Below are 19,182 nucleotides of genomic sequence, written 5' to 3'. Positions count from 1 at the left end.
GGAGGACGCTACCCTTCAACGAACGTGTCTGGTTATTAAAACAAGAACAATCGCTTACCCACGACTTAACTTTCTCGTATTACAGACACAAAAAAAGGCGCAATTAAGCGCCTTTAGAATATCGATCGTTTACTGAATCACTATCAGTTGTTTTTCAGCCACACATCTTGGTTTTGTGCTGCTTTCTTCTTCTTTTTCTTCTTACCTGTGCCAGCAGGTGGCGCAACAGGTTTCAATGCAGCAACAAGTTCCGCAGTTGCTTCTTCATCCACTTCAAACCCTTCGATTTGCTCACGCTCAAGACGCATCTTGTTCTTCTTCTCGATGATTTTAAAGTGATGGTAATCTTCGTGATCGATCAGAGATAACGCTAGACCAACCTCTCCTGCACGACCACTTCGGCCAATGCGGTGCATGTAGTCTGATGGGCTACGCGGTAAATCAAAGTTAATCACCACCGGAAGTTTTTCAATGTCCAGACCACGTGCCGCGATGTCTGTCGCGATCAGAACATCGATCTCGCCAGATTTGAAATCTTCAAGGATACGAGTACGTGAACCCTGCCCTTTATCGCCGTGGAATACTTCTGCAATGATGCCGCGTTTGTATAGCTTATCTGCTAGGTGTTCACAGCTGTTTTTTGCATTCACGAAGATCAGTGATTGGCGCCATTCGTGTTGCTGAATCAAGTGTGCTAACAATGCTGTCTTACGGCCTTTTTCTACTTCAAATACACGCTGAACCAATGTGCTCGCGTTGGCACTTTGAAGTTGTACTTCAATCGGATCATTCAATAGTTCGTGAGTTAATGTTTTAACTTGCTCAGGGAACGTTGCAGAGAACAACAGAGTTTGCTTCTTGCTCGGCAGTAACTTCAAGATAGCATCGAGCTCTTCGGTAAAGCCAAGGCTCAACATACGGTCTGCTTCATCAAGCACGAGCGTTTTGACTTTATCAAGTTTGATTGCGTTGCTTGAAATAAGGTCAAGTAAACGACCCGGTGTCGCCACCAAGATATCAGTGCCGCCACGTAACGCTTGCATCTGAGTGTTGACCGACACACCACCAAATACACAAACCGTTTTAATCGTACCGTTAAAATGCACTGCGTAAGATTTAACGCTGTCAGCAACTTGCTTAGCCAGTTCGCGAGTAGGCACTAAGATAAGGCCAGAAACGAAGTTACCTTTGCCTGAACGGCGGTCCAGAGGTGCATCTTCATGAATCTGCTGTAACAGTGGAAGTGCAAATGCAGCGGTTTTACCTGAACCCGTATTTGCGCCTGCAATTAAATCGCGTCCTGCTAACACACTTGGAATAACTTGCGCTTGGATAGGCGTTGGCTGTTGGTATTCAAGCTCAGATAAACGAGCCATCAAAGGTGAGATTAAGCCAAGATCAGAGAAGTTGGTTGGTGTCGTGGTGTTAGTCATTAATTGCAGGAACTCAAAGCTAAAATAATAGCGCGCTATATTAACGTATTTCAGCAGTATTACGTAACTAATTTGCCCCCTTTCCCAAAGGTTTAAGCGAATAAACTCGAACAAAGCAGTCCAAGATATGAAGTAATCGATTTTAAATGAGTTGTGAACACGGTATCAGCTTCACGTTTATGTCGCTTGCCTCTTTTGAGAACCAATTTTATAAACGTTCACTCAAATTCAGATCCCCTTCTTTCAGATACAAAAACGCCAGCTTCTGAAGCTGGCGTTTTTAATTCTATATTTCTTTAATTCTATGCGTTTACGCTAAAATTAACGGTTGATACCGATATCGCGTTGCATGTGACCAGATAGGTCGCTTGCGTAGTAACTGCGTGGAGAGTTGTCTACGAAAAGAATATCGAAAATGTGTGCAATCAATCCTTTGAAGTTAACCGCGTAGGTCTTCTTATCCATAGAGTTAGGAACAGCGATAGTATTCATTTGTACTGCTTGAGCCATGATTGCCTCTCTATAAATTTGTTTGTGTGTTTCGTTCTGATGACAAGAATAATAGGTGATCTTTTTAAGGTTAAAAAATGACTAAAATTGGACATTCGAATTAGTTTTCCTAATAAAACAAACCATTAACAACATCAAGAAATACATATTCACACCTAGCGACTATAAATTCAAAATAGTGCTTATATCATGCATCTTGTACAAATAAACCACAAACAAAAGTGGCCTAAGTCACAAATATTTTACATAAATAAATTTCCCGCATCATCGACCACGTATCCCTTATCGAGTTTTCGATAAGTTATATTTGTTTTAATTTACTTGTTCTATACTTGGCTTCTTCACATAAATCGACGCTATAACCGCAATCGTCATCGTTGAAATCAACACAGCTAGAGACCAATACGTTGGGATAGCCCATTCACTGTCAACCAATAGCATTTTCACACCAATAAACACCATGATAAATGCCAGTGCTGGCTTCAAGTAGATGAACTTATCCATCATGCCTTGAAGTACAAAGTACAACGAACGCAGGCCAAGTAACGCAAACACGTTAGCAGCAAGTACTAAGAACGGTTCTTGTGTTACCGCGAAGATTGCAGGGATAGAGTCCAGTGCAAACATCACGTCCATGACTGCAATCGCACCAATGACTAACATCATTGGCGTCAGTACCCATTTGGTACTCTGTTTAACCATTAATGCAGGGCCATGGAAATCTTCTGTTACCGGCATGATTTTGCGAAGTAGCTTTTCAGGCAGTGTATTCACACTCTCTTCTTCGCCCTTGTCTAATGCCAGTTTAATACCAGTGCCAATCAAGAACGCAGCAAACACGTAAAGTACCCAGTGGTATTCCGCCAATAGCTGTGCGCCTAGTGAGATCATAATTGCACGAAGTATTAATGCACCAATCACGCCCCAAAGAAGCGCACGAGGTCGTAGATGCTCAGGAACTTGGTATTGAGCAAAGATCATCGCGAAGACAAACAAGTTATCTACGCTCAGTGATTTCTCTAACAAGTAACCCGTAATGAATGACACGGTTGCTTTTTGCGCAGTGTAATCACTATTGGGCGCGTAAACCTCCCAGAATAGATAGATGGAACCTGCAAACAAAAACGCAAGAACAAACCAGAAAACACTCCAGATTGCCGCTTTCTTAATGGTGACGTTACCACCACGAGTCTGATAGATATCAATAGCGACGAGAGCAACCGTCAGCAGAAAAAAGCCCGCATAAGTCGTCATGATCGGCGATGAAAAAAAGGATTCACTATTGGTAGATAATAGAGATTGAGTTGAGTTCATTATTCCTCCGGGCGGAAGAACTGTATAAAGACCTTCCGCAAACAAAGCATATCAAGCTCCATTACGGATCTTGACTGTGATTGCGTTGGTCTCGTTGAAGTGAAATATGGGATTTCACCTTTACATACCGGATAGGCACTTGGCCTAACGAGATGACGATATGTAAACTTGCGCTAACTACTCCCCAAACGCGACGATCATAATCATCTCGTCGTATTTCGTCTATAGAAAATTGATCTGAAAAGCAAAAAAGGAGCTATCTGCTCCTTTTCTATGTCTGTAATATGCTGATGATGTTGCACGCATTGCAAATGCTGACTCCACTGTTACTCAACAGTGAGTACTTATCAATCACCGACTATTTTTATAAACCGGCCATAGGTACTAAATATACCAATGCAGACCAAACCGATACCCAACCAACAACCGCTGCCGCATCCAACCAATCTTGCTTATCCATTTTTATCCCCCACAGGAAACACACCTGCAGGAATAAAGCATAAATAGTGCCAATTTTATAAATCAATCAATAGTGACGTACTATTTTGCATTACTTAGAACATTCTAAGCAATTCATCGTTTCATGTTGTTGTAATGACTCAGGATGATCCTGAAGAAACTCGATGAAACAGTCTGCCATTGAATTTGTCGTGACAGTTCCGTTACCTAACATACCTAAAACGGCGTCATAGCCCTCCTTCCCTTTCATGGTATAGGCAGAAGAAGTACCTTTATACACTCGATCGCGGTTCACGGTTTGCCACCCGGAAGATTCTGAATAAATTTCTAAGTGGTGAATGCGGTGGCCTAGCGGTGCCTCTTTGTAATAACAAAACCTCAAGTTATGAGTATAAGGGAAACTACCCGACCCAGTACCAACCACTCCATTGTCCAAAGCATTGTTAATAGCCCCTTCCAGCATGTCGGCAATCGTTTCTCCTCTCACTTTGTACATGCCAATAGGTACGGCAAACGGTAGTAATTTTCCGGCAATGTCGGCAACCGATACATCACCACTATTTAGCGAGTTTCTGACTCCTCCAGAATTATGAATAGCAAACTCGACTTCATGCCCTTTTTTATTCATTAGGTAGTGAAATGATTGTGCGACTAACGGTGCTAGTTGACTTGGGCCTTGTTCATCGGGAATTCGTACATGGCGCAAGTTATTCTCGACGTAAGTGATAACTTGTTGCTGCAACTTTCTAACTTGAGGTTGGTACTTATCGGTCAAGATACTTTGAAGTTCAGGATCTTTTTTACATACCACGATATTAGAATGGTTGTTCAAGAACTCACACGCCATATCGTGGGCATCGTCTTGTCCAACCTCGCTCAATTTTGCGTCGATAAACAGCCGACGTCCTAATAACAGCTCGTTCTTACCATTAAAGTGAGTGACTTTACCTTCTGAATCGAACTCTATTTCACAGTGACCTAAGCTCATTGCATGGAAACCCGCTTGTACCACATAGGTGTCGCCAATTTTTACACCATAATCATCGTCTTTCACTAAACCGATGTCAGAGAAGTCGCCTTGCAAGCGGTGGCTATGGCCACCCACGATCACGCCGATACCTGTTACATTTGCTGCTAATTCCAAATCAGCTTCATAGCCAAGGTGGCTCAGTAACACAATCTTGTTTATGCCTGCCTGATGAATCTGTTCTATCGTGGCTTTGGCGGTTTCTAATGCATTTTCAAATGGGGTGTCAATATCTGGGTTAGCAATGCTCGCCATCTTATCGATGCTTAAGCCGAAGATGGCGACTTTCTCGCCATCAAACTCTTTCGTTATAAAAGAAGCACTTCGTGTCTCAGTTAGGTAAGGCTTAACAATTTCGTTGTCCGCTAGGGTATGAGTTTTATTGATATCCTCATTCGATAAATTCCAGTTACCAGCCAACAATGGGAATTGTATTCTTTTCGCGAAAATCGCAACCGGTTCATTCCCCATGTCTAACTCATGATTACCAAGCGTCATTGCGTCTATATTCAACGCATTGAGCAAATCAGCATTAGCCCTTCCTTTAAACAATGAAAAGTACAAAGTGCCTTGAAAGCAGTCTCCAGCGTGTAAAAACAGAGTACCGAACTTCTGACGTTTAGCGTCTTGCTCAATTTGCTTAAATCGAGTTGAAATTCGCGCAAAACCACCAGTACTGACATAAGGTTCAATGATGTGGTTGTTCATTTTAAGTGATAGCTGTAATGAGGTTGGTTCAAAGTATGAATGGGTGTCATTGATGTGTGCCAACACTATTTTTATTGGCTTGTTCTTTTTAGTCATATTTTCTTCTCTCTTTGTCCCTTCATACTAGGTCGAGAATAATGACAGAATCGTGAATTTTATGAAACTGAACTGAAAAAAAATACTCAAGATAGCTATAAATCTCATTTTGAACCGTACAAACAAAGAATAGTTTTTGTGACCAGTGGGCATACCGGCCTAGTAATTTTAGATTATGATTAAAGATATTTGTTAGCTTTCAAACAATTAGCAGAGCATTCCGTTAGGAGTAAGTCTATGCAACTAGAAAGAATTGAGATTTCTGGCTTTCGGGGTGTCAAACGTATGTCACTCACGTTTGACGAACTAACCACGCTTATTGGTGAAAATACTTGGGGTAAGTCTTCATTATTAGATGCCCTGTCCGTCGTTCTCCCCTCTGACGGAGTACCATATCAATTCGAAATGACGGACTTTCATGTCGATTATTCGATTTCACATCCACAGTTTCAACACCTTCAAATTGTTCTTGCGTTAAAAGCCAACGACAAAAACGAGCTTAAAGCGGGTCGTTATCGCAAACTGAAACCGATTTGGGTTCAAGATGAATTTGGCGTCAACCGTATCTATTATCGAATCAGCGCAACGTTAGAACAGTATGAAACGACAACACATTACGCATTTTTAGACTTAGATGGAAACCCGCTCAAGCTTCATCACCCAGAGAAATTTGCCCAAGAGTTAATGACCTTGCACCCTGTAATTCGCTTACGAGATGCAAGACACTTTAATCGCCCTTTCCATCACAAAGCAGTCAGCAACGTGGCTAATGGCAACAATGGCAACAATGGCAACAATGGCAATGGTCGTCAGGCGAGAATAGAGAAACGGATCGATAACACCTGCCGTCGACTTATGGCAATACCCGGTCACGTCAATAAAGGCGAAATGCGCAGTAGCTTAGAGTCGATGCAAAACCTCATAGAGCATTATTTTTCATTTAAGAGCGTTTCTCGCAATAATCCAAGGAAGCCACGGGATGGTTTACGTTACTCTACAGGAGCAAATGAAAAGAGTATTCATCAGATTGTCGAAGAGACCAAAAGTAAGCAAACTCGCTTATTGTTTATGGGCTTACTTAATGCCTATCTACAAGCTAAGGGGCCGACTGACTTAAGACGGTGTGCCCGCCCTCTTTTGATCCTTGAAGATCCAGAAGGTCGTTTGCACCCAACGCATTTAGCTAGAGCTTGGAGTTTAATGCAAAAATTACCCATGCAGAAAATGCTCACGACTAACAGTGGCGAATTACTATCTGCTGTACCACTTCAATCGATCCGCAGGTTGGTTCGTCAGTCTGACAAAACCATCGCTAACAAACTCAATATGAATCACTTCAGCAAAGATGAGCTAAGACGAATTGGTTTCCATCTTCGCTTCCACCGCCCTGGTGCTTTATTTGCTCGATGCTGGTTGCTGGTAGAAGGTGAAACTGAAGTTTGGTTGTTTAATGAGTTAGCCAATCAATGTGGGTATAATCTTGCAGCAGAAGGTGTCCAGATCATCGAATTTGCTCAATCAGGGCTTAAAGCTCTCATCAAAGTAGCACAAGAATTTGGTATAGACTGGCACGTAGTAACCGATGGTGATGCCGCAGGTAAAAAGTATGCGGCAACGGTCCTCTCAAAGCTTGGTAACGATCAAGCACGACACCGTCTAACTGAATTGCCTGATAAAGATATCGAACATTATTTGTATATGAACGGGTTTGAGAACTTTTTTCGTGACATGGTTAAGATACCTTACGATCACCCTATCCCACCGAAAAAAGTCGTCGCTAGAGTTCTCAAAAAACACGCGAAACCAGACCTTGCTCTTGCCATCGTTTCTAATTGTGAAAGCCGGGGACAAGAGTGTATTCCGATACTACTAAGGTGGACATTAAAACGTGTGATTACAATGGCTAATGGAAACACGTAATGTCATTTCCCTACCCCCGGGAACAAAAAAGGCACACCAAAATAGGTGTGCCTGTATAAATAGTTATACAAATTAATTGGGGGTTATCTTGCAAGAGTTCACCGTCACTAGAGCAGCACCGACTTAACGAGTTAAGCCTTCGCTTGCTTAGTGTGTTGTTCAACCACTTCCGAAGATTGGCTTGATTTATCGTGAAGCCATAGCCCCGTCGCTTTCATTAAGTATCCAAACACACCACCAAGCAGTAAAGATGGTACTACAAGTTGCCAATCGCCACCTGCCGCAAACGTTGCACAGCAACCAATGAAGGTTCCTGGGATATAAGCTAGCCACGCTTGTTTCGCTTGAATACACATAAAGAAGGCCACAATAGCAGTGATCACATAGCCAAAAATCTCTAACCCTGCGAAGGTTGAGCTTTCGATTATCACCATAGCCCAGAACACGCCTGTCATATTGGTCAATAAGCTACCTGCTAATCCTTTAACGCCGCCTATTGGCGATGCAAAGTAACTGGTGCAACCTAAGAAGCCTGCCCATGACAATAATCCCAAAGAGATAGCAATCCATCCCCACAGACCTGACAAAATACCCGTTGTTAGTGAAATCGCGACTAATGTACTCATACTATTTCTAAAGCCTAATTACGCAATTGAACGCAACCGGATTTAGCCTCACTTAAAATCAAGTAAGCATATTATGGTAAGAACGCCTTCTTTTAGCTGATCATGATCACATTAATAATGTACGCAAATGTTCTTATATCACGATATAGAGACCGGAATCGCTTATTCAACACATTTAGTTATCAGTGGTTGTTGTCAATTTATCGCTAGAGAACGGACGGTTTGCCTTTCATCATGCGCTTACCTTCGCGCTTAATACACTCGGCAAGTGGGTTTTCTGCCATGTCAGCACGCCAAATAAATGAAAGCGTACGTTCCATTTCAAGCTCAGGGACATTCAAAGTAACAAGCTGACCTGATTCAACAAACTGCTCGACATCGAGATAAGGTAAACACGTTAAATATGGCCCGTTTGCTACTAAGCTTCTTAAAACAGGAACGTGTTCATATTCTCGCCACACATCAAGGTCACCAATTAAATGATGAATAGAGCTATCAAAAACTTTGCGGGTACCCGAACCATGTTCACGCAATACCCACTTCGCTTGCTCTAACTGCGCCAAACTCACACGTTCACGTTTCGCAAAGGGGTGATGAGCGGATGCAACGACCGTTAAATGGTCAGTACACCATACTTCTTGATGAACTCGGTTGTCATCGCAACGACCTTCGATCACACCTAAGTCATATTGATAATCTAATACGCCATCGATAACGGCATCGGTACTTTGTACTCCAAGCGAGATTCGCATCTCTGGAAAGTCGTTATCAATAATACTGATGAGGTCAGGAACGAGATGTTCTGCCGGGGTTTGGCTCGCGCCTAATTTGAGCTCTCCACTCAATAAATGCTGCTCGTAAAATCCCATTTCGATTTGCTGCGCATCTTGCAGTAAACGCTTCGCTTTTGGCCTTAGCCACATCCCCCAATGAGTAAGAGCCATTTGCTTACCCTGCCTTTCAAATAAAGGCCTGCCGAGCATTTTTTCCAACTGTGCAAGAGACATACTTGTCGCTGATTGAGTCAACGCCAACTTGTCTGCTGCATGACTAACACTCCCGGAATCTGCCACTGCATCAAATACCGCGAGTTGCTTTAATGAATAACGCAAAATTCATCCTTAATGCTTTTAATTATTTGTGTCCTGCTGCTCGTTTTTTTTAAGCTGATGAGCAATCAATTTCATTCTACGCGTAACCAAATCTATATCAATAATTTTGATGTGGTTTCTAAAAATTATCAATTTTACCTCAACTCCTCAACTCCCTAATCTGGAATGGCAGGACACAACGAAGCCTGCAAAACATCACGGATTAACCGAGTCATTAACACTAGGAATTACACATGACGGATTGTTCAAGGGGGGAATATGGTAACCAGTACTTCTGAAAACTATCAACTGTTCTCACCAGCACAAATGATGGCGGAAGCAGAGAAGTTTTCCTTAAGCAAAGCAAATAAAACCAGCAGCATGACAGTGAGTTTGGCGATCATGGCTGGTGCATTTATAGGGCTAGCTTTCTTATTCTACATCACGGTAACCACGGGTAGCGCTAATGCTGGATGGGGATTGAGTCGCTTAGCCGGCGGTCTTGCATTCAGTATGGGTTTAATCTTGATTGTGATTTGCGGTGGCGAGCTGTTTACCAGCTCAGTGTTATCAAGCATCTCATGGGCTAATAAACAGATTACTTTCACTAAGATGTTGTCTATTTGGGGCAAAGTGTATGTCGGCAATTTTATCGGTGCCATGTTCCTTTTGGCTCTAGTAAGTGCAGCAGGATTGTATCAATTAGATGGCGGGCAATGGGGCTTAAATGCTCTGAATATTGCTCAACACAAGCTACACCACAGCCCTGTTCAAGCTTTTGCTTTGGGTGTGCTTTGTAACTTATTGGTGTGTTTAGCCATTTGGTTAACGTTCAGTTCTGCTAACGCTATGACCAAAGCGATGATGACTGTATTACCTGTAGCAATGTTCGTTAGTTCAGGCTTTGAACACTGTGTGGCGAATATGTTCATGGTTCCACTAGGCATCACGATTCAAACATTCGCACCAGAAAGTTTTTGGATGCAAATTGGCGCAACACCAACCCAGTACGCAGACCTAAACATCATGAAATTTGTCACCGCAAACTTGGTGCCAGTAACAATCGGCAACATAGTCGGTGGTGCAGTATTGGTCGGCTTAGCCAATTGGAGCATTTATCGTCGCCCACAACTTACAGCAGCAAAAATTACAACAATTACACAAACAACAGAAATTACGTCAGTTAAGGAAATCACTATGAATACAGCAACGACTATCAAGCAAATCATGAACACTCAACCAATTACACTGAGCGTAGAAATGCCTACATCTGTGGCAATTGATTCACTTTTAGATGCTCAACTTGTTAGCGCTCCAGTTTGCGATGTTGAAGGTCGTCTAGTGGGTATTTTCTCTGTTCACGATGTAATGGTTGACCTTTGGTGCCAAGACTACATCCCAACTAAAGGCCAGAAAGTCGTAGACCTAATGAGCCGTGATGTTGTGGCTATCGGCGCAAACGACAAGTTGGTTGATGTGGCTGAGTTCCTATGTATCGACAAAGAGCAATTGTACCCGACGACAAGTATGGGCTTCGCAACTCGCTTGACTTCTCTTTCTCTAGAAGAGCGTGCAAAAGCGATGAAAGTGAGCCAACCACATATGCTGCCGGTATTGGAAAACGGTGTGATGGTCGGGGTTCTAACTCGCATTGAGGTGATGCAAGCACTTCGCCCAATCTACGGTGACCGCCTAAACGCAGTACCAAAAGCGGAACTAGAAACGGCTTAACTGGCTGCTGGTTTAACTTACAGTGATTTAACTTGCAACCAACGGTTTAACTAGGAAGCGTGTAGCCAACGACTGTTTGACTAGGAAGTGGTTAGTTAACTAGGACAAGGTTGAACAGTTAGGGATTAGTTGTTCGCCTAGATAAATCAGTCATGGCAACGTTGACTGGCTAAAAGTAAATGGTGGCTTAAAGCGCAACTAAAGATTTGACACAAAACAGATCTAAACGCGTGACCATTTACCATAATAAAAAGGCGCAAAGTGATAACTTTGCGCCTTTCTTTATTTCTAACTGCCGCTTTCTAGGTATCTATTCAACTTTGATACTACATAAGCTTGATACCAGTCAGCATTAATAGCTAGATTATTTCTTTACACCTTCAACGTGTAGTTCCATGTCTACATAGCTTGAAGCGCCCATTACTGGAATGTTGAAGTCAGCAAGTTCTAGACGAGTTGTACCAACGAAGCCAGCACGCTCACCGCCCCACGGGTCTTGACCAGCACCGATGAATTCAGCTTCAATAACGATAGGTTTAGTTACGCCGTGAAGTTTAAGGTCGCCCATGACTTCAAGTTTACCGTCACCTTTATCAACCACTTTTGTGCTGTTGAATGTTGCGTCTGAGAATTTGCCTGCATCAATGAAGTCAGAGCTACGGATGTGCTTGTCACGTTCTGCGTGGTTTGAATCAAGGCTTGTTGTATCAATAGTTACGTTGACTTTAGACGCTTCAACGTTGCTTTCATCAAATGAGAAATCACCTGAGAATGTGTTAAAACGACCTTGGATAAAGCTGTAACCTAGGTGGCTAACTTTAAAGTTAACTGAAGCATGCGCACCTTTTGTATCAATCACGTAATCAGCGGCGTTCGCAGCGAAAGGCATTGCCATAGCAAATGCTAATCCTGTAGCGATAATTGACTTTTTCATTTTGAAGCTCCTATCATTTTTCGTAGCGTATCGTCTTTGTCGATAACGTGGTGTTTTATCGCCGCTAAGGCGTGCACTGATGCCATGATGATCAGTACCCATGCAGCATAGTAGTGAACCGTACCTGCGAGATCAGATTGGTTTGCAAATAGTTCACCCATACTTGGTACAGTGAACCAATTGAATACTTCGATCCCGCGGCCATCTGATGTAGAAATCAAATAACCTGAAATAAATAAAACCGCTAAGTTGATGTACATAAAGCCGTGAGCGATCTTCGCTGCTGCGACTTCATAGCTTTTACCTTCCACTTTCGGTGACACGGTAACTAACTTCCAAAGCAAACGGATAACAGTAACGAGAGCCAAAAGAATACCTACCGAACGGTGGTAATCTGGCGCTGTTTTGTACCACTCGCTGTAATATGAAAGATCAACCATCCACAAGCCTACACCAAATAGTCCAAAAATCGCGAGGGCTGATACCCAATGCATCGCTCTTGCTAAGGGGTTGTAATTTCTAACGTTATTGTCCATGAACCTATTCCGAATATTAACGAGTAGTGTAGTTTCGAAAAGCGTACCCTACACCAAGTTTGTGTAACATATTATTTACCAAGCTTTACATTAATTACATCGTTCCAAATTAAACGAGTTATTCAACTTTTTTGAACAAGTTGGTCATAGAGGTTAAATTTCAACGATTTGCTCAATTTCATAGAGCTCGTCTGATATGTCTAACATTTTACGTTCCATTACTTTCTGAGCGTCTTCTACCCCCTTGTTGTAGTAAATGGCCCCAAACTTTTTACTTATAAAATCAATCAAAAACTCAGTATCAAACTGACCAAGTTCTACATCAAGTTCATCTTGCAGGTACTTTTGAAGGGCATGGGTTAGCTCAGACTTTTGTTTCGAATCTAATTGAATGGTCATGAATACTTCCAAGTTAAGAGTAAATAAGTCAATCGAGATCAGCTGACTAAACTATAATTTCGCTAACCCAATGAACATTAGCTAACTCGCTATAGTCTTTCTAACTGATTAGAATTCCTCATAATTTAGAATACAGATCAGCTAAGTGCCAGCGCTATCCATAAAAACGGCTAGGAATAGCTAATTTTGATAGAGAGATCAAGAACTCACACTTTGCTAATAGGTAAAGACACAACAATTACCGTACTATTGCCCATCAATAAAATAGTAACTATGTATAAGGGACTTCATTGTTATTAGATCTCGTGATTAAAAGCGTCAATCAGTTTCAAGATGATTGCCTAAAACTCTGTGAACACCATTATCCTACCGTACATAATCAAGGGATCAGTGAGCATCACATAGGGAAAGCTTTTGCCAGACGAATGGAACACACCTTCGTTAGCTTTAATCATGCGAGTCATACAAGTCCACTTGAAATGTTTTCTTCCAGTGATGCCCCTCGACATTTCCGAATTTCTTCTGAGATAGGTACCGTATGGACGATCAGCCATCATATGGTGAGTGCAGGTAAAACCTGTCGTAGAAAGTTAATGTTAGACATTCATAATTGGCAATCAGAGTATGGGTTTGCTATCCAACCCAATGACCTTTTAATCATTGTCTCTGATCATTGGATAAGCCGAGGCAAAAGCAGTGGTGAGCTCTTACATTGGTGGATGGGCGAACTCCCAGACGAGATCACTGAATATAGCCAACAAGGTATCACGCTAAGAGAGAGTGATTCTCAATTCGCTACTGATTTAAATAATAACTTTAGTATCAGCCCATGTTTTATTAAATTCGGTCACCCGTTAAAACGGTCAGGGAATCAACAGTTGGTTCGTAAATACATGCAACTTTATGCTGTACTTCAATGGCAGTAAGAATATGGGTCAACACGCCCTAGTCACCGCTTGCCAATCTCACGTGTTAACACATCACACATGTAAAAAAGCCCAATCAAAACTGACTGGGCTGGCTTAAAAGAATCTGTTTTATATCAATCCCTAATAACCCGCAGTGGACGGTTTGATTCTATATAGAATAGCGAACATCACTGGTACTACTATTAGCGTTAGTACTGTAGCAAAGCCTAAGCCTGCCATGATGGTAATCGCCATCGAGCCGAAAAATGCATCGAATACCAAAGGAATCATACCCAAGATAGTCGTTAGCGCTGCCATAGATACCGGTCGTACACGACTAATCGCGCTGTCGACAACCGCTAAGTAAGGGTCTTTACCTGTTGCTAGCTCGCTGTTGATCTGGTCAAGCAGTACGATACCGTTCTTCAGAATCATGCCGCTTAGACTCAATAAGCCTAGGAATGCCGTGAAGCTGAATGGCATGTTAGTACCTAACAAACCAATCGAAACACCAATGATAGAGAGTGGAACCGTAAACCAAATCACAAGCGGCTTACGAAGCGAGTTAAACAGAAGCATGGTGATGATAAACATCAACAAATAACCCATTGGCAGTGAACCAAATAGAGATTCTTGAGCATCTTTAGAGGTCTCATATTCCCCTCCCCAACTAATGCTGTATCCTTCTGGTAAATTTAATGCTTCTACCTTTGGTTTCACACGAGCAAACAAACTCGCTGGTGTTTCATCACCAAGCACGTCGTGGTCAGCTAGCACCGTTAGCGTACGTTTTCTATCACGACGCTGAATCAGTGGCTCAGACCATTGAAGCTCTACGTCATCGATCACTTGTTCAACTGGAATGTAAGTTTGTAGCGATGGGCTCCAAATCTTCACATTGTTTAGCGACTCAAAATCAAAACGCTCTTTTTCCGGTAAACGCGCCACAATAGGTAACATATGAGTACCATCACGCAATAACCCAATGTTTTGGCCACCAAACGCCATCTGTAACGTATCGGACAGATCAGTTTTTGAAATGCCTAGGCGACGAGCCTTAGATTCGTTGAACAATGGTACGAGCTCTTTAGTACGTTCACGCCAGTCGTGACGAACATTTCGCGAGCCTGGATCCGTCAACAAAATATCTTCGACTTCAACAGCAATGTTACGCAGTACTTGTGGATCAGCGCCAATAATACGCGCTTCTATTTTTGAGGCTGGTGAAGGGCCAAACTCAATCAATTTGAATTGAAACGTCGGTTGTTCAAATTTGTTGACTAAGTTTTTGTCTAACCCCGCTAGAACCTTGAACATGGTCTCACGGTCAGTGGTCCTTACTTGTAACTGGCTGTACGCTTCGTAGCTTTTCTCTGGTTGATATGTCAGCGCAAAACGTTGCATGCCCTGTCCAACCGTTGTTGTTACAAACTCAACGTCGTCTTGCTGACGAATATAGCTTTCAACCTTTTCAGTCTGCTTGATGGTTTCACGAACATCCGTGCCTTCAGGCATCCACATATCCACGAAAAACATTGGCGTGTTTGATGGTGGGAAGAACTGTTGTTTCACCATACCAAAACCGGCGATCGAAGCAGCCAACAAAGCTATCATGCTCACTACGGTTAACCATCTAAAACGCAATGCAAATTTCAGAGACGTGCCGAATACAACAAACAAAATACCTTTGTACGGGTCTTGGTTCTCATCGACCTTATCTTCTTCTTTAAGCAACATCTCAGCAAGGAATGGCGTCAATGTTAGTGCCGTAACCCAACTCAAGAATAACGAGAAGCACAGTACCCAGAACAGTGAACCCATGAACTCGCCTGTCGCGTCTTTCGATAAACCGATCGGCGCAAAGGCTGTGATAGCGATAATGGTCGCGCCCAATAGTGGCCATTGTGTTTGTGTCACAATGTCTTTCGCGGCTTGAAGCTTGGTCTTCCCTTTCTTCAAACCAACCAGAATACCTTCAACGACAACAATCGCATTATCCACCAGCATACCCAGCGCGATAATCAGTGCACCCAGTGAGATACGGTGCAGTTCGACATCGTTGTAGTCCATCAGGATGAAGGTACCGAATACCGTCAATAGAAGAACCAAGCCAATGATCAAACCACTGCGTAAGCCCATTGCGAACAGCAGTACAATGATAACGATGGCTACCGCTTCAACTAGGCTGATTAAGAAGTCAGCCACTGATTTATCGACTTCTTGCGCTTGGTTGTAAAAGTAGTTCAGTTCTACACCCGCTGGTTTAATGCTTTCTAGGCGATCCAGTTCTACATCCAGTGCTTTACCAATCTCAACCACGTTTACGCCTGAAGAGAATGCAATACCTAGGTTGATTGCGGGTTTACCGTTGTACGTTAATACATTGCCCGGCTTTTCTTGAATACCGCGAGTCACTTCAGCGACATCTTTTAATCGAATCAAGTTACCTGTATCACGACCATGAATGATCAGGTTTTCGAGCTCCTCAACTGTGCTCAATGTACCGTTAGGTTTGATCGTTAGGCTTTGACCATTCAGCATTACTTCGCCTGCCGACACCACACTGTTTTGTTGTGCTAACAGTGACGTAACCGTCGACATGTCTAGATTCAATGCGGCTAAGCGTTCCAGAGACATCTCAACAAACAGTTGTTCTTGTTGGTCACCCGCAATACTGACTTTACCAACACCATCAACCAGTTCAACTTCACGCGTTAGGTAATCTGCGTACTGTTTTAGCTCGACATAATCATAGCCATCACCGGTCAACATGATCATCACACCGAATACATCACCAAAATCATCAATGATCTGAACGGAATTCACACCACTTGGTAACGTTGGCTGTAGGTCGTTGATCTTGCGGCGCATTTCATCCCAGATTTGTGGCAGCTCGTCGGGCCCGTAGTCCATCTTCATGCTAACTGTAATTTGAGACAAACCGTTCGAAGAGGTCGATGTGATCTTATCGATGTAAGGGAGCTGTCTTATCTCCTTTTCAAGCGGGTAAGTGAGCTCCTCTTCAACTTCCATAGACGTAGCGCCAGGGTAAGTTGAAATAATCATGGCATCTTTAATAGTAAAAGCAGGGTCTTCTAAACGAGATAGATTACCAAAAGACGTGACACCGCCAATGGCCAAAATGACGAGAAATAGCCAGCTGATTACTTTGTTCTTTATTGAATATTCTGCGATGTTCATTCTGCTTTTCCTGACAATTGGATTCCGTCACGGAGTTTTCTTAAATTCGAACTTATGAGTAACTCACCTTGCTCAACACCATGAGCAATCAGTGCGCCTTGACCGTTGATCTTGTCGACTTCTACTTCACTTTTGAATGCTTGGCCGTCTTCTATTTTCCATACGTAAAACTGGTTCGCTTTAGCACCAGCTTGCAAAGTCGTCATGGGTAGCTGGTAGCCTTGAATATGACTTAACCCTGCTTTAGTCATATCGACATTTATCGTAACGCTGGTACCTGGCAAGATTTCACTTTCAGGTTGTTGCATCTGCATCCAAAACTCATAAGTGCGAGATTGCGGGTGCAGTTCATTAGTGTGCTCTAAATAGGTCAGTGGATATTTTCCGTTGTGACCACCAAAAGTAGCCTCAGGACGATAACTGATCGAACGCATCTCTGGGCTAATAGACGCTAAGATAGAATCTGATACTTGGATTCGCACATACACTTTATCGTTCTGGTATAAGCTAAGTAGCGTTTCACCTGGTGTCGTATTTTCAAAGCGTTGCTTATCGACGGTTGAAACCGTTCCAGAAAATGGTGCTAGAAGCTTTGTGTAACTTAGCTTACGTTCTGCTGCAGCCAAATTAGCCGATGCCAGCTTGTGGTTAGCGGTCAGTTGATCGTATTCTGATTGCGACAACATCTTGCTACCGAACATCTCAGTACCACGAGTCAATTGCTTATTCGCAAGTTCGAACTGAGACTTTGCATCGGTCAGGTTTTGTTGGTAAGTCGCATTGTCTAAAGTAGCCAGTAACTGCCCTTTTTCGACCTTGTCTCCCGCTTCAACCAATACTTGCTGGATCTCACCAGGTAGTTTAAATGCCAAAGGAGTGAGCTCAGCAGGCATTACCTGTCCGTTAAATCTACGGTATTGTTGAGCAAGTGGCGCACCGACTTTAAACGTTGAAACCAAAAGTGGCTGTTGCTCGCGGTGCTCCATTTCGTTGTTACACGCTTGCAGCAATAAGGCCGAAGCAACCACAACTGATAATTTGGAAAGGTTCATTAGATACCGCCCTCACGTAACCAAGCTTTTACTTGTTGCCCATCTGATAACCCACTGACACCAGCTTCGACGATTAGGTCGCCCGAAGACAGACCGTCAATTACATTGCCTTGATTATCCAGCGTCACTTTTACTTTAGAGATCAACTGAGACTCTGGTTCATAGCGCCAAAGTTCTCCGTGGTCTGCTTGTTTGTTTAACCATGCTGAATCGACAATACCGACACCGTTGTCAGGTTTGCTTTTTTCAACTTCGACTTGCGCCGTCATGCCGGAAAGCAGCTTGATATCATCAGGTTTTTTAATAGACACAACGGCTTGGAAGCTGTTGGTGTCTTCGTCGGGTTGAGTTGAAATCTCTTTAAAACGTGTTGGGATACGTATCCCACGGTGGCTATCCATCACAACCCACATGTTTGAGCTGATTAGGTCTTGAACCGAACGGTCTTCAAGCTTTGATACCGGAATAGAGAAAGTCACATCCATTTCACTGTGATTCAAAATGTTAAGTACCGGCTGTTTTTCAGCGATCAATTGGTATTGCTTACCAAACACCATCGATACCACACCATCAAATGGAGCAACTAGCGTGGTGTAACCAAGATTTGTTTTTGCTTGGTCCAACTCAACTTGAGCGGCAGTAAAGGTGTTTACGGCTTGGTCGTAGTAATCAGTACTCACCAGCTTCTTCGAGTACAACTCCGACGCTTGCTTGTATTGGCTGTTCGCTAGATCAAATTTAGCTTGTGCAGCATCCACCGCAATACGGAAATCCGTTGCATCTAACACTGCCAGCACTTGCCCTTTTTTCACTTCTTGCCCCATACGAACAAAGAAGGTTTCAATATCTCCCCCCACATTGAAAGAGAGTGCAGCACGGTCGGTCGCATCAATCTTTGCGATAAAATTATCAAGCCCAACATCAGTCTGTAGTGGAACCTTAAACAACTTTACTGGTTTTACAACTTGAACGTTTTCTTCTGACTGAACCTTGTCACATCCCGCCAGATAGCCTGCGAGCAATAATGTGGTTAGAGCCACTCCTACCTGCTTACTCGTCATATTTTTTATAGACAAATTGGATTGCATGATGCTTCTCCATTTAATTATTACAGTTTACTATCCATTCGTGCAGTATATTTAAAATCTGACAATGCACAACCTTTACTTTCCACTTGTGCAGTATTTTTTATTTGAGGGAAAACAGTGTAGAATGCGGCAATCAGATAAATGTGTGA

At 42.8% G+C, this 19,182-nt stretch carries 15 protein-coding genes; 3 read left to right on the top strand and 12 right to left on the bottom strand.

The window, feature by feature from the left end; genetic code table 11:
• Positions 1-143 precede the first annotated feature (143 nt).
• From OCT63_RS08350 to OCT63_RS08335, 4 genes are all read right to left on the bottom strand, one after another.
• Positions 144-1,433, bottom strand: a complete 1,290-nt coding sequence (locus OCT63_RS08350; RefSeq protein WP_269983560.1) for a DEAD/DEAH box helicase — start codon at positions 1,431-1,433, stop codon at positions 144-146.
• Positions 1,434-1,754: 321 nt separating this feature from the next.
• On the bottom strand, positions 1,755-1,943 hold the full coding sequence (locus tag OCT63_RS08345; protein WP_017058324.1) for a hypothetical protein: 189 nt from the start codon (positions 1,941-1,943) through the stop codon (positions 1,755-1,757).
• Between the two features lie 312 nt (positions 1,944-2,255).
• Positions 2,256-3,257 carry a TerC/Alx family metal homeostasis membrane protein gene (locus OCT63_RS08340; RefSeq protein ID WP_161678335.1) on the bottom strand — a complete coding sequence of 334 codons (1,002 nt, stop codon included), beginning with the start codon at positions 3,255-3,257 and terminating at the stop codon, positions 2,256-2,258.
• A 550-nt stretch (positions 3,258-3,807) separates the two neighbouring features.
• Entirely contained in the window at positions 3,808-5,547 is a 1,740-nt protein-coding gene (locus OCT63_RS08335; protein ID WP_269983559.1) for a bifunctional metallophosphatase/5'-nucleotidase, read from the bottom strand.
• A 237-nt stretch (positions 5,548-5,784) separates the two neighbouring features.
• On the opposite strand from OCT63_RS08335, the gene OCT63_RS08330 reads away from it, so the two are divergent.
• The gene (locus OCT63_RS08330; RefSeq protein WP_269983558.1) at positions 5,785-7,467 is read left to right on the top strand and encodes an ATP-dependent endonuclease; all 1,683 of its coding nucleotides are present in this window, start codon (positions 5,785-5,787) and stop codon (positions 7,465-7,467) included.
• A 131-nt stretch (positions 7,468-7,598) separates the two neighbouring features.
• Here OCT63_RS08330 and OCT63_RS08325 read toward each other — a convergent pair whose 3' ends face one another.
• Positions 7,599-8,093 (bottom strand): DUF1097 domain-containing protein, encoded by a 495-nt coding sequence (locus OCT63_RS08325; protein WP_161678338.1) that lies wholly within the window; start codon positions 8,091-8,093, stop codon positions 7,599-7,601.
• 206 nt (positions 8,094-8,299) lie between these two features.
• Positions 8,300-9,205, bottom strand: coding sequence for a LysR substrate-binding domain-containing protein (locus OCT63_RS08320; protein ID WP_017058330.1), 906 nt, complete (start codon positions 9,203-9,205; stop codon positions 8,300-8,302).
• 258 nt (positions 9,206-9,463) lie between these two features.
• Here OCT63_RS08320 and focA point away from each other — a divergent pair, with 258 nt between their 5' ends.
• On the top strand, positions 9,464-10,915 hold the full coding sequence (focA, locus tag OCT63_RS08315; RefSeq protein WP_161749540.1) for a formate transporter FocA: 1,452 nt from the start codon (positions 9,464-9,466) through the stop codon (positions 10,913-10,915).
• A 364-nt stretch (positions 10,916-11,279) separates the two neighbouring features.
• Here focA and OCT63_RS08310 read toward each other — a convergent pair whose 3' ends face one another.
• The 3 genes from OCT63_RS08310 to OCT63_RS08300 form a co-directional block, all read right to left on the bottom strand.
• Positions 11,280-11,849: a YceI family protein gene (locus OCT63_RS08310; RefSeq protein WP_060466803.1), complete on the bottom strand. Its 570-nt coding sequence runs from the start codon at positions 11,847-11,849 to the stop codon at positions 11,280-11,282.
• Positions 11,846-12,385, bottom strand: coding sequence for a cytochrome b (locus tag OCT63_RS08305; RefSeq protein ID WP_269983557.1), 540 nt, complete (start codon positions 12,383-12,385; stop codon positions 11,846-11,848). Before OCT63_RS08305 ends, OCT63_RS08310 begins: the two co-directional genes overlap by 4 nt.
• Before the next feature lie 153 nt (positions 12,386-12,538).
• A complete protein-coding gene (locus OCT63_RS08300) occupies positions 12,539-12,784 on the bottom strand; it encodes a DUF2164 domain-containing protein (protein WP_017058334.1) in 246 nt (81 codons plus the stop codon).
• Positions 12,785-13,074: 290 nt separating this feature from the next.
• Here OCT63_RS08300 and OCT63_RS08295 point away from each other — a divergent pair, with 290 nt between their 5' ends.
• Positions 13,075-13,710, top strand: coding sequence for a hypothetical protein (locus OCT63_RS08295; protein ID WP_060466805.1), 636 nt, complete (start codon positions 13,075-13,077; stop codon positions 13,708-13,710).
• Positions 13,711-13,833: 123 nt separating this feature from the next.
• On the opposite strand, the gene OCT63_RS08290 is transcribed toward OCT63_RS08295, so the two are convergent.
• The 3 genes from OCT63_RS08290 to OCT63_RS08280 are packed head-to-tail and all read right to left on the bottom strand — an operon-like array spanning position 13,834 to position 19,033.
• Positions 13,834-16,893 (bottom strand): efflux RND transporter permease subunit, encoded by a 3,060-nt coding sequence (locus OCT63_RS08290; protein WP_269983556.1) that lies wholly within the window; start codon positions 16,891-16,893, stop codon positions 13,834-13,836.
• Positions 16,890-17,945 carry an efflux RND transporter periplasmic adaptor subunit gene (locus tag OCT63_RS08285; protein ID WP_269983555.1) on the bottom strand — a complete coding sequence of 352 codons (1,056 nt, stop codon included), beginning with the start codon at positions 17,943-17,945 and terminating at the stop codon, positions 16,890-16,892. The genes OCT63_RS08290 and OCT63_RS08285 overlap by 4 nt, the downstream gene beginning before the upstream one ends.
• The gene (locus tag OCT63_RS08280; RefSeq protein ID WP_269983554.1) at positions 17,945-19,033 is read right to left on the bottom strand and encodes an efflux RND transporter periplasmic adaptor subunit; all 1,089 of its coding nucleotides are present in this window, start codon (positions 19,031-19,033) and stop codon (positions 17,945-17,947) included. Before OCT63_RS08280 ends, OCT63_RS08285 begins: the two co-directional genes overlap by 1 nt.
• Between the last annotated feature and the right edge of the window lie 149 nt (positions 19,034-19,182).

The organism is Vibrio sp. RW (assembly GCF_027587105.1).
Classification (GTDB): domain Bacteria; phylum Pseudomonadota; class Gammaproteobacteria; order Enterobacterales; family Vibrionaceae; genus Vibrio; species Vibrio toranzoniae.
Note: the sequence above shows the minus strand (reverse complement) of the source record. Positions and strands in the feature narration are given on the sequence as shown.

Coding starts and splice junctions, on each gene's coding strand:
- OCT63_RS08335 (WP_269983559.1), bottom strand. CDS start 5,547: ATGACTAAAAAGAACAAGCCAATAAAAATAGTGTTGGCACACATCAAT.
- OCT63_RS08305 (WP_269983557.1), bottom strand. CDS start 12,385: ATGGACAATAACGTTAGAAATTACAACCCCTTAGCAAGAGCGATGCAT.
- focA (WP_161749540.1), top strand. CDS start 9,464: ATGGTAACCAGTACTTCTGAAAACTATCAACTGTTCTCACCAGCACAA.
- OCT63_RS08350 (WP_269983560.1), bottom strand. CDS start 1,433: ATGACTAACACCACGACACCAACCAACTTCTCTGATCTTGGCTTAATC.
- OCT63_RS08280 (WP_269983554.1), bottom strand. CDS start 19,033: ATGCAATCCAATTTGTCTATAAAAAATATGACGAGTAAGCAGGTAGGA.
- OCT63_RS08285 (WP_269983555.1), bottom strand. CDS start 17,945: ATGAACCTTTCCAAATTATCAGTTGTGGTTGCTTCGGCCTTATTGCTG.
- OCT63_RS08300 (WP_017058334.1), bottom strand. CDS start 12,784: ATGACCATTCAATTAGATTCGAAACAAAAGTCTGAGCTAACCCATGCC.
- OCT63_RS08325 (WP_161678338.1), bottom strand. CDS start 8,093: ATGAGTACATTAGTCGCGATTTCACTAACAACGGGTATTTTGTCAGGT.
- OCT63_RS08340 (WP_161678335.1), bottom strand. CDS start 3,257: ATGAACTCAACTCAATCTCTATTATCTACCAATAGTGAATCCTTTTTT.
- OCT63_RS08310 (WP_060466803.1), bottom strand. CDS start 11,849: ATGAAAAAGTCAATTATCGCTACAGGATTAGCATTTGCTATGGCAATG.
- OCT63_RS08330 (WP_269983558.1), top strand. CDS start 5,785: ATGCAACTAGAAAGAATTGAGATTTCTGGCTTTCGGGGTGTCAAACGT.
- OCT63_RS08290 (WP_269983556.1), bottom strand. CDS start 16,893: ATGAACATCGCAGAATATTCAATAAAGAACAAAGTAATCAGCTGGCTA.
- OCT63_RS08345 (WP_017058324.1), bottom strand. CDS start 1,943: ATGGCTCAAGCAGTACAAATGAATACTATCGCTGTTCCTAACTCTATG.